This is a genomic window from Desulfobacteraceae bacterium, from assembly GCA_022340425.1.
GTDB lineage: Bacteria > Desulfobacterota > Desulfobacteria > Desulfobacterales > JAABRJ01 > JAABRJ01.
On record JAJDNY010000147.1, the window covers coordinates 1 to 12,768 of the forward strand.

12 protein-coding genes and 1 pseudogene are annotated in these 12,768 nt (G+C 65.2%); 5 read left to right on the plus strand and 8 right to left on the minus strand.

From position 1 onward, the window contains the following. The first annotated feature begins 352 nt into the window (after window positions 1-352). Window positions 353-745 (plus strand): annotated as a pseudogene (locus LJE63_12600) (cyclic nucleotide-binding domain-containing protein). A gap of 102 nt (window positions 746-847) precedes the next feature. On the opposite strand, the gene LJE63_12605 reads toward LJE63_12600, so the two are convergent. The 5 genes from LJE63_12605 to LJE63_12625 form a co-directional block, all read right to left on the minus strand. Continuing rightward, window positions 848-1,351 carry a hypothetical protein gene (locus LJE63_12605; protein ID MCG6907446.1) on the minus strand — a complete coding sequence of 168 codons (504 nt, stop codon included), beginning with the start codon at window positions 1,349-1,351 and terminating at the stop codon, window positions 848-850. Window positions 1,352-1,513: 162 nt separating this feature from the next. After that, window positions 1,514-2,035, minus strand: a complete 522-nt coding sequence (locus LJE63_12610) for a J domain-containing protein (GenBank protein ID MCG6907447.1) — start codon at window positions 2,033-2,035, stop codon at window positions 1,514-1,516. A 147-nt stretch (window positions 2,036-2,182) separates the two neighbouring features. Continuing rightward, window positions 2,183-2,497 carry a DUF6122 family protein gene (locus LJE63_12615; protein MCG6907448.1) on the minus strand — a complete coding sequence of 105 codons (315 nt, stop codon included), beginning with the start codon at window positions 2,495-2,497 and terminating at the stop codon, window positions 2,183-2,185. Window positions 2,498-2,523: 26 nt separating this feature from the next. Then, window positions 2,524-3,228, minus strand: a complete 705-nt coding sequence (locus tag LJE63_12620; protein ID MCG6907449.1) for a tetratricopeptide repeat protein — start codon at window positions 3,226-3,228, stop codon at window positions 2,524-2,526. Window positions 3,229-3,407: 179 nt separating this feature from the next. Further along, window positions 3,408-4,097 carry a sulfite exporter TauE/SafE family protein gene (locus LJE63_12625; GenBank protein ID MCG6907450.1) on the minus strand — a complete coding sequence of 230 codons (690 nt, stop codon included), beginning with the start codon at window positions 4,095-4,097 and terminating at the stop codon, window positions 3,408-3,410. Between the two features lie 268 nt (window positions 4,098-4,365). On the opposite strand from LJE63_12625, the gene LJE63_12630 reads away from it, so the two are divergent. Genes LJE63_12630 through LJE63_12645 form a run of 4 tightly spaced genes read left to right on the plus strand, consistent with a single transcriptional unit; the run spans window position 4,366 to window position 7,571 of the window. Next, on the plus strand, window positions 4,366-4,719 hold the full coding sequence (locus tag LJE63_12630) for a hypothetical protein (protein MCG6907451.1): 354 nt from the start codon (window positions 4,366-4,368) through the stop codon (window positions 4,717-4,719). Beyond that, the gene (locus LJE63_12635; GenBank protein MCG6907452.1) at window positions 4,700-5,860 is read left to right on the plus strand and encodes an ABC transporter permease; all 1,161 of its coding nucleotides are present in this window, start codon (window positions 4,700-4,702) and stop codon (window positions 5,858-5,860) included. Before LJE63_12630 ends, LJE63_12635 begins: the two co-directional genes overlap by 20 nt. Further along, window positions 5,860-6,537: an ATP-binding cassette domain-containing protein gene (locus tag LJE63_12640; GenBank protein ID MCG6907453.1), complete on the plus strand. Its 678-nt coding sequence runs from the start codon at window positions 5,860-5,862 to the stop codon at window positions 6,535-6,537. The genes LJE63_12635 and LJE63_12640 overlap by 1 nt, the downstream gene beginning before the upstream one ends. Next, on the plus strand, window positions 6,534-7,571 hold the full coding sequence (locus LJE63_12645) for a hypothetical protein (protein MCG6907454.1): 1,038 nt from the start codon (window positions 6,534-6,536) through the stop codon (window positions 7,569-7,571). The genes LJE63_12640 and LJE63_12645 overlap by 4 nt, the downstream gene beginning before the upstream one ends. Before the next feature lie 23 nt (window positions 7,572-7,594). Here the strand turns inward: LJE63_12645 and zupT are convergent, their stop codons facing one another. The 3 genes from zupT to LJE63_12660 all read right to left on the minus strand — a co-directional run bounded on the left by zupT (window position 7,595) and on the right by LJE63_12660 (window position 12,753). Further along, a complete protein-coding gene (gene zupT, locus LJE63_12650; protein ID MCG6907455.1) occupies window positions 7,595-8,500 on the minus strand; it encodes a zinc transporter ZupT in 906 nt (301 codons plus the stop codon). A 203-nt stretch (window positions 8,501-8,703) separates the two neighbouring features. Next, complete coding sequence (locus LJE63_12655; GenBank protein ID MCG6907456.1) at window positions 8,704-11,010, minus strand: serine protein kinase PrkA; 2,307 nt, start codon at window positions 11,008-11,010, stop codon at window positions 8,704-8,706. Between the two features lie 33 nt (window positions 11,011-11,043). Continuing rightward, window positions 11,044-12,753: a SpoVR family protein gene (locus tag LJE63_12660; GenBank protein MCG6907457.1), complete on the minus strand. Its 1,710-nt coding sequence runs from the start codon at window positions 12,751-12,753 to the stop codon at window positions 11,044-11,046. Window positions 12,754-12,768 lie beyond the last annotated feature (15 nt).

A 12,768-nucleotide genomic window follows, 5' to 3' on the forward strand; every position in this document is an offset into this window, starting at 1 on the left:
GAATGCCGGGCGGCGAACCGCGCCAACACGACCCCCGGTAGCCGGTTAGGAACAATCGGGTTCCGGCTGGTCCGTTAACAGGTCAACTAAAGCTGGTCACGCTTTTTCGGGCAAAAGGGTTCAAGCCACGCCCCCGTGCGGTGGGCGTTTTTTGGGCGATGCCGATTTCGAGCGCTGAAAAATGGGCACGTTTACTCATCAATAAGTTCGTTGCCTACCTCATTTACTTACCTATTTTGGTCGTATGCGAATGGCATATGAATGTCCGCCTTGGTTCCCATTGTTTCTTTTCCGTTCGATATGGATGGAATCAATGACTGAAATAATAATCGGATCTGACTGTAGGTGTTAAATGACTTGTCTATGTGAACAAATTGCAGGCAGTGACATCGAACTTTCGCCAACCTGTATAGGCCATCTGTGGATATTCCAAAACCTTGAAGCAGAAGAAGTTGAAGCGCTCAGCCGCCAGGCACTGCGTAAGAAATCGAAAACGGGGCAAACGTTGTTTTCGCAGGGAGATCCGGCCGACGGAATGTTTCTGATTAAAGGCGGGCGCGTAAAGCTTTCCAAAGTGCTCGAAGATGGTACTGAACTGACACTGGATATCCGAAAGGCCGGTGATTTTGTCGGTGAAAACATGTTTTCTGAGGAAGCCCATTACCCAGTCAGCGCCTATTGCCTCGAAGATACCTTGACCTGCGGTTTCAGCCGCAGCCAATTTGAACAACTGGTCCTTCAACACCCAAAGGTCGGGTTGCAGATCATCAAAAACCTCAGTGAACGAATCTCATGGTTGACAAGGCGGGTGGGAAGTCTGGCGGTCACCAAAGCGCGTCAGCGCCCTCTATTCTGTCAAGAAAACAACCCCCGTCGCCGGCCGTTCAACGATCATCTCGGTCTTCACCCGGCACGGCCGGAAGCAGCTGCTGACATCCACGTTGTCGCCCAGGCCGTGGGCCTGGACATGGAAATCAAAATCCCGCAGCAGGGCGTAAAAATGCTCGAAGATCGCCGGGCGGGTCTGGAGGAAAATGGTGAACGCGCTGGTGACGCCGTAATGCTGGGCAAAATGGTGGACCAGGAGGTAGAAACAGGCGGCCGAAAGGTAGTGGGCGTTGGGCTGCTTGTAGAGTTCGGGGTGGAATTTGGAGACGTGAATCCGGTGGGAAAACTGGTTCAGGCAGAGTATCAGGGCGTACGAGATCTCCTCGGCGCTTCTGCGGTCGCGGATGAAATATTCGCTGCAAAACCCCTCGGAGCAGCAGGAGATCTCGAAGCGTTGGAGCAGGAGGGGCACCTGGTGGGTCATGAAAGCCGATTCCGGCAGGGGGATATCCCCGGTGTTCATGGCAGGGGGCTCCGTTTTGAGGGTTGACCCGTCCGCGGGCGTGCCGCGGGATTCAGATGGCAGCGACCCGCTCTTTTGGGCGAAGCCGAAAAGGATCGCGCGGGGGCATGCGGCTGCTGCCGCTTGCATCTGCGATCGCCGGGGGGCCTTTTGTGCGTGTGCTCAGCGCCGCCGGCCCCCGCTGCCGCGGCCCATGCGGCGGCCGGAGCGCCGGGGCCCCATGCCGGACCGGCGGCAGCCGCCCACCTGGCGCGGGTCGCCGGGCTGGCGACCGCTGGGGTAATTTGGCCGCAGGTTTTGAAGCGCGTTGCCGATCCCGGAAACCACCCGCTCGCCGATGGCCCGCAATTGCGCCATCAGAGACGTGCCGCCGGGGTCGGCGGGCGTTGGCCGGGGGCTTTCGGCGGCGCCAGCGTGTTCCGACGACCGGTCTGGCGACCGTTCGGCCGTCGCTGCCCGGGGCCGGGGGGCTTCTTCGGGGGCTCGGGCCTGGTAAGTCTGCAGGGCCTCGTAGGCCGCGTTTACCTCCTTGAGGCGTTCTTCGGCCAGGCGCCGCTGCCCAGGGTCGTCGGTGAAGCGGTCCGGGTGAAAGAACTTGACCTGGGCCTTGTAGGCCTGGTGGACGGCTTCGGGCGAGGCCGGCGCCTGGATGCCCAGCACCTCGTAACAACGTTGCAGCTCCATCGCTCTCCTCGGGTGATCGGCCATAAGGGGGCCGTCGGTGAACCCTCCAAAAATTATCCGTAGTACATTCACGCCAGGATTACAAGCATTTTCCCATAACCCCAGCCCAGCCCCGTTTTCCCTTCGGCCCAGCCGCCCGTCCGCCGCTCAGGCGGCCCGCATCCAAAGGCAGTCGATGGCATCCAGCGCCATGTGGATCACCAGGCCCAGGCCCACCAGGCGCAGTTTCGGAAACAGGAGCATCAGCAGGTAGGCCCCGATGGCGGGAACCGTGTGCAGGGGGTGAAAACCGATGCTGCAGCGGTCCGGGGCGTAGATCGGGACGGCGAGGAGATGGTCGAGGTCCACCAGCAGGGTCAGCACCATCACCCACCAGGCGCGCCAGCGATGGCGCTGGAAGCCGAAGCGGGCCACGGCCGCCGGCACCAGGAAGTGCAGTGCGATGTGGATGGCGGCCCGCACCGCTCAGCACCTCGCGGCCGGCGGCATCACCGGGCCTCCAGGGCTTCGAGCAGTTGCCGGGCCTGGGGGTTTTCCGGGTCCCGCACCAGGACGGCCTGCAGTTCGGCACGCGCGCCGTCCGTGTCGCCGCTTTGGATGCAGATCAGCGCCAACTGCAGGCGGGCGTCGATGTGGTCCGGATCCAGAAAAATGGCTTGGCGCAGGTGGTCCGCGGCCGCCGGGTCGTCGCCGGCCTCCTGAAGTGCCAGGGCGAGCCCGAAGTGGTTGTCCGCCCCGTCGGGGTTGAGGGCCAAGGCCTCTTGGAAGGCCGCCAGCGCTTGCGGTACCTGGTCGAGTTCCAGGTGGGCCATGCCGGCGTTGAAAAAGAGCCCTTCGTCGTGGGTGTAGCCCAGGCTTCGGGCCCGCTCGTAGCAGGCGATTTCGCGGGCGTGGTCCCCGGTTTGACCCCGGGCGTAGCCCAGGTGGTACCAGGCGAGGGCGTTGTCGGGCTGGACTTTGAGAAGCGCCTCGTGCAGCCGGATCCCCTGCTGGAAAGCTTCCCGTTTCAGGGCCGCGTCGGCTTCAGGGTCGCACTGCCAGCGGGGGGCGGCCGGCGGCGGCGCTTGGGGGGCGGTGCCCGCGCAGCCGCTCAGGCCAATAAAAAGCGCAACTCCCGCCAGAAGCAGGTGCCCTCGGTTTGTGCGGCAAAACCGCCGTACGCCGTTATCTTTGATGCGAAGCACGATTCCCATTTCCATCCATGCCTGGGCCAATATTTTTGAGGCGTTCGGCTCAGTGCTCGATTTTTAAAACGATTATCATGAAAAAGTCGAAACCCAGCGGGTTTTCCGTTTCTGTATCCTCTTTGCGGTCGTCGAGGTTTGGCCAACTGCTCTGCTCGGCTGCAAAAATTTGACTAAAGTGTCGCCCTTCAGTTCAACCACGCCTGAACGACGTCCGCCCCGAGGCTGGCCGCCATGGCGATCATCACCATCCCCGACAGGATGTCGGAGTGGCGCCGGTAGCGGCGGGCCAGCCCGGAGGCGCCGGTTCCCAGAAGCAGCAGTCCGGGCAGGGTGCCGAGGCCGAAGGCGAGGGTCATCAGGGCCCCCGGCAGGAGCCCCCCGGCCGGCAGGGCCCGGGCAAAGGCGGCGAAGGACAGGCCGCAGGGCAGAAACCCCAGCGCCATCCCGAGGACCAGCATGCCGCCCGCGCTGCGGCCGCCACCGGCCGAGCGCAGGATGCGGCCGAAGCCGGGGATCTTATCGGGTGCGGCCAGAGACATCCAGGGCGGCTCGCGAATGATTTCAAGCCGCGCGAGCCCGAAGACCAGGAGAAACCCCGCGGCCAGGAGCGAGAAGCCGACCTGCAGGCGGGCGATCCAGGCCAGGGGGTCCAGCCCGCTGCGGCCGGCCAGCTGCGAGAGGCCAAGTCCCACCGCGCCCATGGCGCCCCCCACGGCAGTGTAGGTCCCGATGCGTCCCAGGTGGTAGAAGAGGTGGGCGCTCATGTGGCCGGTGCGACCCGGGAAGGCGAACACCAGCGGGCCGCACATGCCGACGCAGTGGCCGGTCCCGAGGATGCCCAGCAGAAAGAGGGCGTATAGGTCCGCGTGGGGCATGCAGCCGTTTCCTTTGATCCGGGCGCGGGGTGCGGCCGGCGGTTGGGTGCACGGCGGGCCGGGCGCCTGCCCGTCGAGGGATCCCACGATAGCACTTTCCGGGACCCCTTGAAAGGGTGTGCGGGCGGCTGCGCGGGTTGCTATTTGGCGGGTTTTCGCTTAGGAATACCCATGGCCGCGGACCGTACGCGCGGCCGCCTTTTCGCTGAACCCCCAACCTTTGTTCACGGCCCCGGTGGTGCTTTTAACCGCCGCCCGTCAATCGCCCATGCCCACGGCCCCTTTCCCTTCAGACCGGTTAGACCGCGCCCGGCGCCTGCTGTGGCTGGCGTTCCTGTGCTGTCTTGCGCCGCTGGCCCTGATGGCCGTCGACGGGCTGATACGCGCCGGCCACACCACCGCGCCCCTGGCGGTCTGGGTGCGCCCCCTGGGCGGTCCGGCCCTGGCCCTGGTTCCCGCCGGTCAGCCCCTGCGGCGTTTCGGTCGCGACCCGGGGGCGCTCTCCGGCGATTTCTCGCCCTGGCTGGGCGGCGTCGACCCGGACCCGGCCCGGCTGACGCTGCAACCCGCCGCCAAAAGCCGCGACCCCCTGAGAGCCCCCGATGAAGCCGCTGAACCGTAATCCCCTCCTGCTCTGGGCGGCGCGGGAGGTCATCCGGCGCCCCGCGCCGGCCCTGCTGATGGCCGCCGCCCTGGCTCTGCTGCTGACCGTGGGCGGCACGGTGCTGCTCTTGGGTCAGGGTCTCAGCCAGACGGCCCGCCGCCTGCTGACCCACGGGCCGGATCTCGTGGTGCGCCGCTTAAACGCCGGCGGGTGGGCGCCGCTGCCGGCCGCCGAGGCCCTGGTGGCAGCCCGCGGGGTGCCCGGTGTGACCCGGGCCCGGGCCCGCGTCTGGGGGGTGGCGGCCGGCCCGGCCGGGCCGCTGATGGTGGTCGCCTGGGGGTCCGCGATGCTTCCCCCCGGCGGGGACGGCGGGACGCTTGCGGCCCCCCGGTCGGGGGAGGCCCTGCTGGGCCCGGGGGTCGACCCCGGCCCGGATCCCCGGCGCCTTGCGCTTTCCGCCGCCGCGGCGCTTGAATTCCGGCCGGTTGGGCGCCTGCCGGCCGAAACCGCCCTCATAGGTCAGGATGTGGTCCTGGTGCATCCCGCCGATGCCCGCCTCTTGCTGGGGTTGGCGCCCGGGGAGGCCGTCGATCTGGCTGTTGACGTATTTCACGCCGAAGAAGCCGCCGCCCTCCTGCCCGAGCTCGCCGCCGCCTTTTCCTGGCCGGTTCGCATCACCGCCCGCAGCGAAGCCGTTGGCCTCTATACCGGTGGGCTGGCACGCCGCGGCGGGCTGATGCTGATCGCCGGTATTCCCGCCGTCCTGGCGCTGGTCCTGGTGGTGGCCGGTGCCGTGCGCGAGGCCGTCGGCCGGCGGCGCGAGGTGGGGCTGCTCAAGGCGCTGGGCTGGACCACCGGCGATGTGGTGCGGCTGCAAGTTTACCGCGCGCTATTGATCGCCCTGCCGGCCGTTTGCCTCGGCATGCTGGCGGCCTACGCGCTGGTCTTCCCCCCGGGGGTGAGCTGGCCGGGCAGCCTGCTCTTCGGCTGGCGCACGGCCCCGCCGCGGCTTTTCCTGGACCCCACCGGGGCGCTGCTGACCCTGCTAGAGCTGGGCGCTCTTGTGGTGGGGCCCTACCTGGCGGCGGTGCTCTTGACCAGCCTGCAGGGGGCGGCCGCCGATCCCCAGGACCTCTTAAAAGGCGAGGGGCTCTTGTGATGGAGGGGCTCGCCACCCACCACGTAGATCTGGTTTACGGCGCCTCCACGGAAAGCCCCCGGACCGTGCTGCGGGATGTCTCGGCGGTTTTCCCCCGCGGCGGCCTTTCCCTTGTCACCGGCGCCACCGGGGCCGGCAAGAGTTCCCTTTTGCACCTGCTGGCCGGGCTCCTGCGTCCCACCGCAGGGGAGGTGCTGGCCGACGGTGCACCCATCTCGCGCTGGGCGGCGGGCCACCGCGACCGCTGGCGGCGGCGGGTGGGGGTCGTCTTTCAGTCCGCCAACCTCTTCAGCGGGCTGAGCGTGCTGGAGAATGTGATCCTGCCGCTGGTGCCCCGCGGCCGGTGCCTGGCCGCGCTGCGCGCCACGGGCCATGAGGTGCTGGCCGAACTGGGGCTGGCGGATCTCGCCGGTGCCTGGGCCGAGCGGCTCTCTGGCGGGGAGCGGCAGCGCGTGGCCCTAGCCCGGGCCCTTGTGGGGCGGCCGGATTTCCTGATCGCCGACGAGCCGACCGCCCATCAGGACCCCGAGAACGCCGCCCGGGTGCTGCAGGCCCTGGCGGCCTGCCGGGAGCGCAACGCCGCGGTGGTGGTGGCCGCCCATGACCCCCGGGTAATCGCCGCCGGGGTGGCCGACCGGCACTGGCACCTGGCCGCGGGCCGATTGGCGGCCGAATGATCTGGCACCCGCTGGTGCTGGCAGTGGTCGGGCTCGATCTTTTGGGCCTGTTGGCGCTTCTCTTCGCCGCCGCGGCCGCCCTGCAGGTGCTGCTGCACTGGGCGCCGGAATCGGCGGCGGCCGGCCAGATCATTCTGGAGCGCCGCGCGGAAACCGGCGCGCTGGCCGCGGGCTTTGGTTTCTGGGCCCTTCTCGCGGCCAGCCTGCTGCTGGTGATTGGCATCACCAACGTGCTGCCCGAACTGGTTCCCGGGGCCATGTGTGGCACCGGCGTGCTCCAGGCCACCGCCGGGGCGGGTCCCCGGGCGTTGGGCTTCCGGCTGGGGGCTCTGGTGCTGCTCTGCGGCTGGCGAATGGTGGAGACCGTCAACCGCCGCCACCCTTTGCGGCCCTTGACCCTGCCCGCCGCCCGGCTCTTGCTGCTGGCGCTGCCCCTTTGCCTGCTGGCGGCCGGTGCTACCTTCCAGGCCTTGGCCGGCCTTGACGTGCACCAGCCGGTGGACTGCTGCGCGGTTGTCTATGACCAGTTCCGCCCGCCGGAGCTCGCCGGCCGCGCTGCCGGGCTGCCGGACCGCCTCTGGGTGGGGCTTTTCGCCCTGGGCGGGGTGGTTTTAGGTGCCTTGTCCCTGAGGCTTGCGCGGGCCCCGGACCCCATCCGGGGACCGTGGCCGGGGGCCTTGGCCGGCGTCGCCCTGCTGTGGGCCGGGGCGGCGGCGGTCGCCCTGGTGCGGGTGCTGGCCGCCTACACCTACGAGGTGCTGCACCACCACTGCCCCTGGTGCCTATTTTTGCCCGAACACCGCTTTGTGGGGTTTCCCCTGTTCGGTCTGCTGATGCTGACGGTCCTGGAGGGTTGCGGGGTCTGGACGCTGGCGCTTGTCGTCCGGCGCTGCGGCCTGCCGCTGCCCGGCGCCGCATCCCGGCTGCGGGCCGGCGGGTGGCGCATCCTCTGGGCGGCGGTCCTTTTCAGCCTGCTGGCGGCCGCGCCGGCCCTTTGGTGGCGATGGCGTTTCGGGGTCTGGATCGGGGGGTAACGCAAGCTGTGACGGCAGGTGGTTTACTTCATCAGCAACAGGCTCAGGGCCATGACCACCATTCCGGCAACCAGTCCGAACAGGCTGTCGTGCCCCTTGCCGTAGGCCCTGCTGGTGGGCAGCAGTTCGTCCAGGCTGATGTAGACCATGATACCCGCCACCCCGCCGAAAAGGACCCCCATGACCTCGGGGGGAATCAAACCATTTTGGGTTCCAACCGTGAAACGCAACCCCAAATAGGCCAAAAGAGCGCCCACCGGCTCAGCCAATCCGCTGAGAAATGAATACAGGAAAGCCTTTTGACGGTCTCCGGTGGCGTAAAAAATCGGAACTGACACACTGATGCCTTCGGGAATGTTGTGCAGGGCGACCGCCACGGCGATGGCAACACCCAGGCTCGGGTCCTGCAACGCGGCCAAAAAGGTGGCCAGGCCTTCGGGGAAATTGTGAATGCCGATGGCCAGGGCAGTAAACAACCCCATGCGCAGGAGTTTTCGATGCTGCGCTTCGTGATCGTTGTCCCCTATCGCTGACGCCATTGAAGCCTTGGTGACTGCCGGTGCACACTCCGGCAATGGCGCCGATTCATTGTGCAGGGGCCGGGTCTCTTCTTCCGGATGGATCTCGTGGGGGTTTTCGGCCGACGGTATCAGGTTGTCGATCACGCCGATCAGCAACATGCCGCCGAAAAATGAAGCCGCATTGATCCAGTGCCCCAAGGTCTCGCCATACCGCCCTGTGAGCGCGTCCACACCTTTGAAGAAGATTTCCACGAACGAGACATAGAGCATCACACCGGCCGAAAAACCCGTCACCACCGACAGGAAACGATAGTCGGTGCGCTTGGCCGTAAAGGCGATGACGCTGCCGATTCCGGTGGCAAGGCCGGCAAAAACGGTCAGCCCCAGTGCAAACCACACTTCATTCATGGCTCACGCTCCAACATGGATGCTGCAGCTTATTACCAGATAGATTCCCGTCACCATGGCCAAAAAATTTAAAAATAGCAAATCCTATGTCTGGTGACGCCGGCGGTTCGAGGTCTGGATTTAGGGGTGACGCAAGATGATGCGGGTGGCCTGCGGGGGCGGGCGTCCGGGAGTTGCGGCGTTCGCCGTAAGGTGCACGGCGGTCAATCCTCTTCTTTGGCAGGGCTGGCGAACTTGCGCGCCAGGTCGTTGTCGATGACGTAGATGCAGACCTCCTTGGCGCCCTGCTGGGTGTAGCCGTAGGTTTTGCCGAGGTTCTGCATCAGGAAGGTGACGTCTTCGCGGATGCGCTTGTCGTAGGTCTTGAACGCCTCCTGGGCGTAGTCCTTGATGGCGCTGCGGAAGTTCTCGTTCTCGAGGAACGGGTCGAGCACCTTGTCCTTGAGGTTGTAGACGTAGCGGCTGTGAAGGTCCTGGAAGAGCTGGGTTTCGAGCAGGGGCTTGCCGGCCATCAGGACCTCCTGGGGCAGGGTGCGGGTGGCGTATTCGCGCTGGGTCTCCTGGCGGAACACCCGGCGCTTCAGCTTGCCGGTGGCGGTTCCCAGCAGGCGGCCCTCGATGCTCTGAAAGAAATCCTCGCTGATCTCCAGCCGGTCCCCGGTGAACTTGCAGGTTTCGGTGGCGCCGGGCTCGAAGTTGATGGCAAAGAGGTAGTTCTGGATGTCGCGCCCGATCTGCTCCTCGTTGTAGTAGTAAAGGCACTCCTTGACCTCCTGCAGGATGGTGTAGTTGTACATCCTGAGCAGCGAGTCCATGAAACCGGCCGGGATCACCGCGACCAGGTCCTTGCGGATCTGGGTGAAGAACTTGCACAGGTCCGACATGTTGATCAACTTGTCCTCTCGGGCGAAGGCCGAGTAGAACTCGTTGAAGATCTTGATGGAATCCCGGCCGGATATCCCCCGGTCGCCCTCCTTTTCGGACTCGGCCAGGATCCGCCGGCGGCGCTGGGCGGTCAGGCGCTTGCGGTCCTCCTCCAGCAGCCAGTTGGGGATGTAGCCGGTGTAGATCTCCATCTTGAGCAGCTGCAGGTTCTCGTCGCAGTACATGCGGTACTTGCCCGGGTCGCCGATCCACTCCAGCAGGGCCTCGGAGCGGGTGTTGAGGCGGGTGGAGATGATCACCCGGGCGAAGTTGTGCAGCACCCGCGGCAGGAAGTTGGCGTCGATCTGGCGGCCGAAAATGTTGCGGTAGATCTCCACTTCGGTCTGCAGGCCCATCACGTAGGGGATCCGGATGTATTCAATGCGGTCGGAGAAGGACTGGAACTCCTGGATGTTGGCCTTGTCCTCGGGGTTCATCAGCGCCAGGAAGAGCGAGTTGACGTTCTCCTCCACGTCCTCCACCTTGTGAACGCCCTCGCTGATGATGTTGTGCAGCTCGATCATGCGCGCGGTGTTGTGGCTCTTGATGTCCATCAGGGCGTAGATCCCGTTGTTGGTCTTGGCGTAGCGCGAGAAGATGTACTTGACCTGGTTGCTGTCCTTGAGGATGCCGTTGATCCGGCTCTGGAGGATGTTGTTGGTGAGCACCTCCTGCTTGATGGGCTTGTCGCCGGGGGTGAAGACGCTGATGCCCTCGCCCAGGCGCCGGTTGAAGCGGTAGGGGCGCGCGTAGAGCAGCTCGAAGACCCCCTGGGGGCTCTTGAGGCGGGCCTGCAGGGCCTCATAGAGGGAGCTGCAGATGGTGCAGGGGGTGTCCCGGAAGACCCAGTCGTACTCCTTGTCGTTGAGGAGTTTCTCCTTGAAGGGGTCGCCCTGCAGCAGGTTTTCGAAGAACACCCGCCTGCAGGCCTTGGGGATCATCAAAATGGGGTTGTCGTGGCTGGGGCAGAGGATTTCGACGAAGCCCTCCCGCGGCGCCAGCGCCTGGGCGTCCGCCAGGACGTCGGGGTCCCCCTGAAAATCCTGGCTGAGCAGCTTGGCCAGTTTCTCGTAGAGGGGCATCGCCTCCTGGTCGGGCAGGGCCCCCAGGAACCGCCGGTTGAGGCGCCAGACGGCCTCGTAGCGCTTGCCGTCCTCGGTGTTGGTGTACTCCTCGAACTTGCGTAGCAGGTTGTTGAGGAAGGTGCTCTTGCCCGATCCCGGCGGCCCCTCGAAGACATAGACCTTGTTCTGCTGGGCGCCCCGTTTGAGGGCCTCCACCAGGCTGATCAGGCGGTTGGAGAAGAGCCGGTCGGCGAAAAAGGGTTGGTCGGCGCTCTCCACGAACAGGCGTTTGCAGTCGTAGTAGACGTAGTGGATGGACTCCGGGTCGTTGGGGTACTCGTCGATGCCCTCCCCGACATAGGTCTTGATCATGTCGTGAAAGACCTGGAAAACGTTGCGGATCACCCCTGCGGGGTGTGCGGTCAGCTCCTGCAGGAAGGCCTGGAAGGAAATGGCGTCGTGCTGGTTGGACTTGCCTATGCTGTGGTTGAGGTATTGCAGTGCGTTTTGGATGTTGTCCATCGGTAAACCTCGAAGGGCCCGCGGGGCGGCGGGTCAGGGCGCGGCCGATTGGCCTGCGTTTGGGGCGTCAGCGGCCGCCATCACCTCCCGGCTGAGCTTGCGGTCTTTCATGGTGTAGCGCACTTTCTGCCATTCGGCCCCGGCTTTGCGGTCCTCATCGCGCTGCATGCCGGGGTAGCCCGACAGAAACGGGTGCGCCGGGCTAAGCGGTGCGCTGTCATCTGATTTGGCCACCAGCTCGTAGGTCTCCAGCGCCACCGGCGCCCCCCACAGGTATTCGATGCCCATCAGGGTGCCGGGGATGAAGTCGCGCACCAGCGGCTTGCCTTCAAAGCGGTGCGCCAAGCGCAGGACGTTGTCCTTTTCCCCGTCGGCCGTCACCGTGATCCGCGGCGGGTGGTAGATCGCGTCCTCCAGCATCTGGCGGTAGTCTTCGGCCGAGCGGCTCTTAATGTAGTACTCCCAGACGCGGCGCTCCTGGTTGAGGCGTTTGGCGGCCACAAAGAGCTTGTGCTGGTCGACGAAATCCTGGTCCACGAAGGTGTGGATGAAGGTGAAGTCGCAGAAGTTTTCACGCACCTGGAAAAGGAAGTCCCGCCCGCTGCCCTGGCCGGTGTCGTAGCCCTGGCGCTTCCGGGCGTCCCGCAGGCGGCGGTAGGCGATGGAGTAGTGCCCCTGGTCGGCCATCCGCTCGATGGCGTAGAACAGGCGCATGCCCAGGGCGTAGGGGTTGAGCCCCACCCGGGGCATGGCCGTGACCGCCGCGTTGACCCGCGCGAATTCCACCTCGTGGCCGCGGATGCGCTTGTCCTGGAAAAAAAGGGTTTCGTGCCAGTAGCTCGCCCAGCCCTCGTTCATGACCTTGGTCCGAATCTGGGGCTGAAAGAAGAGCGAGGTTTTGCGCACTACTTCCATCACGGTTTTCATCCAGCGGTTTTCGGCCCGGTTGAGAAACTCCGAGTGGGTGCTCAGAAACTGGACCAGGTCGCCGGACTCGGGCCGCCGCTGCTCGCGGTGCTTGCGATAGAGGGTCTCGAATTCGGGGTGCTTGAGGTGGATCTCGGCGAAAAAGGTTTGCTCCCCCAAATCGCCGTAGCTGCGCATGCAGGCGTTGTAGCGCCCGATCTCCTTGATGTAGTCGGTGACGGCGACCTTCCTGTGGGTCTGGAGGAAGACATCGAAGTAAAAATCCAGCGGCGTGGAGGTCTTGCTGGCCTCCGGGCGGTGCAGCCGGGAGAGTTCGGCGTGGAAGCCCACCAGGTTGTCGATGCTGCGCGTGAACTCGATCACGTAGTCCACCCAGCGGCCCTTTTCCGACCGCAGCTGGGCGATCAGGCGCTTGTCCGAAAGGGCCTGGCCGGCGAAGTCCAGGTCCCAGGTGTGGCGGAAGAAGAGGTTGTTCTGGAAGAAGTCGATATGCCCCAGGACGTGGTAGAAGATCATGACGTTCAGCCAGTCGGGGTTGTTGTCGTTGTAGAACGAAATCGCCGGGCGGGTGTTGATCACGGTCTCGTAGGGGTTGCCGGGGTAAAGCTCGTACTTGCCCTTTTCGCGCAGCACCTCCACGTCGTGGACCCAGTAGTCGTAGAGGGTCGGGATCATCACCTTGGGGGAGAGCTCCAGCAGGTCGCGGTTGGTGACGATGTACTCCAGGGACTCGTCCTCGAAGCGCAGCCCGGCCTCCCGGGCGCGCGCCTTGCAGCCCTCCATGATCTTCTTGGTGTGCTGGTCGATCAGTTCCATGGGGTTTTCCTCGCC

Coding starts and splice junctions, on each gene's coding strand:
- LJE63_12640 (MCG6907453.1), top strand. CDS start 5,860: ATGGAGGGGCTCGCCACCCACCACGTAGATCTGGTTTACGGCGCCTCC.
- LJE63_12625 (MCG6907450.1), bottom strand. CDS start 4,097: ATGCCCCACGCGGACCTATACGCCCTCTTTCTGCTGGGCATCCTCGGG.
- LJE63_12635 (MCG6907452.1), top strand. CDS start 4,700: ATGAAGCCGCTGAACCGTAATCCCCTCCTGCTCTGGGCGGCGCGGGAG.
- LJE63_12630 (MCG6907451.1), top strand. CDS start 4,366: ATGCCCACGGCCCCTTTCCCTTCAGACCGGTTAGACCGCGCCCGGCGC.
- LJE63_12660 (MCG6907457.1), bottom strand. CDS start 12,753: ATGGAACTGATCGACCAGCACACCAAGAAGATCATGGAGGGCTGCAAG.
- LJE63_12655 (MCG6907456.1), bottom strand. CDS start 11,010: ATGGACAACATCCAAAACGCACTGCAATACCTCAACCACAGCATAGGC.
- LJE63_12645 (MCG6907454.1), top strand. CDS start 6,534: ATGATCTGGCACCCGCTGGTGCTGGCAGTGGTCGGGCTCGATCTTTTG.
- LJE63_12620 (MCG6907449.1), bottom strand. CDS start 3,228: ATGGGAATCGTGCTTCGCATCAAAGATAACGGCGTACGGCGGTTTTGC.
- LJE63_12605 (MCG6907446.1), bottom strand. CDS start 1,351: ATGAACACCGGGGATATCCCCCTGCCGGAATCGGCTTTCATGACCCAC.
- LJE63_12610 (MCG6907447.1), bottom strand. CDS start 2,035: ATGGAGCTGCAACGTTGTTACGAGGTGCTGGGCATCCAGGCGCCGGCC.
- zupT (MCG6907455.1), bottom strand. CDS start 8,500: ATGAATGAAGTGTGGTTTGCACTGGGGCTGACCGTTTTTGCCGGCCTT.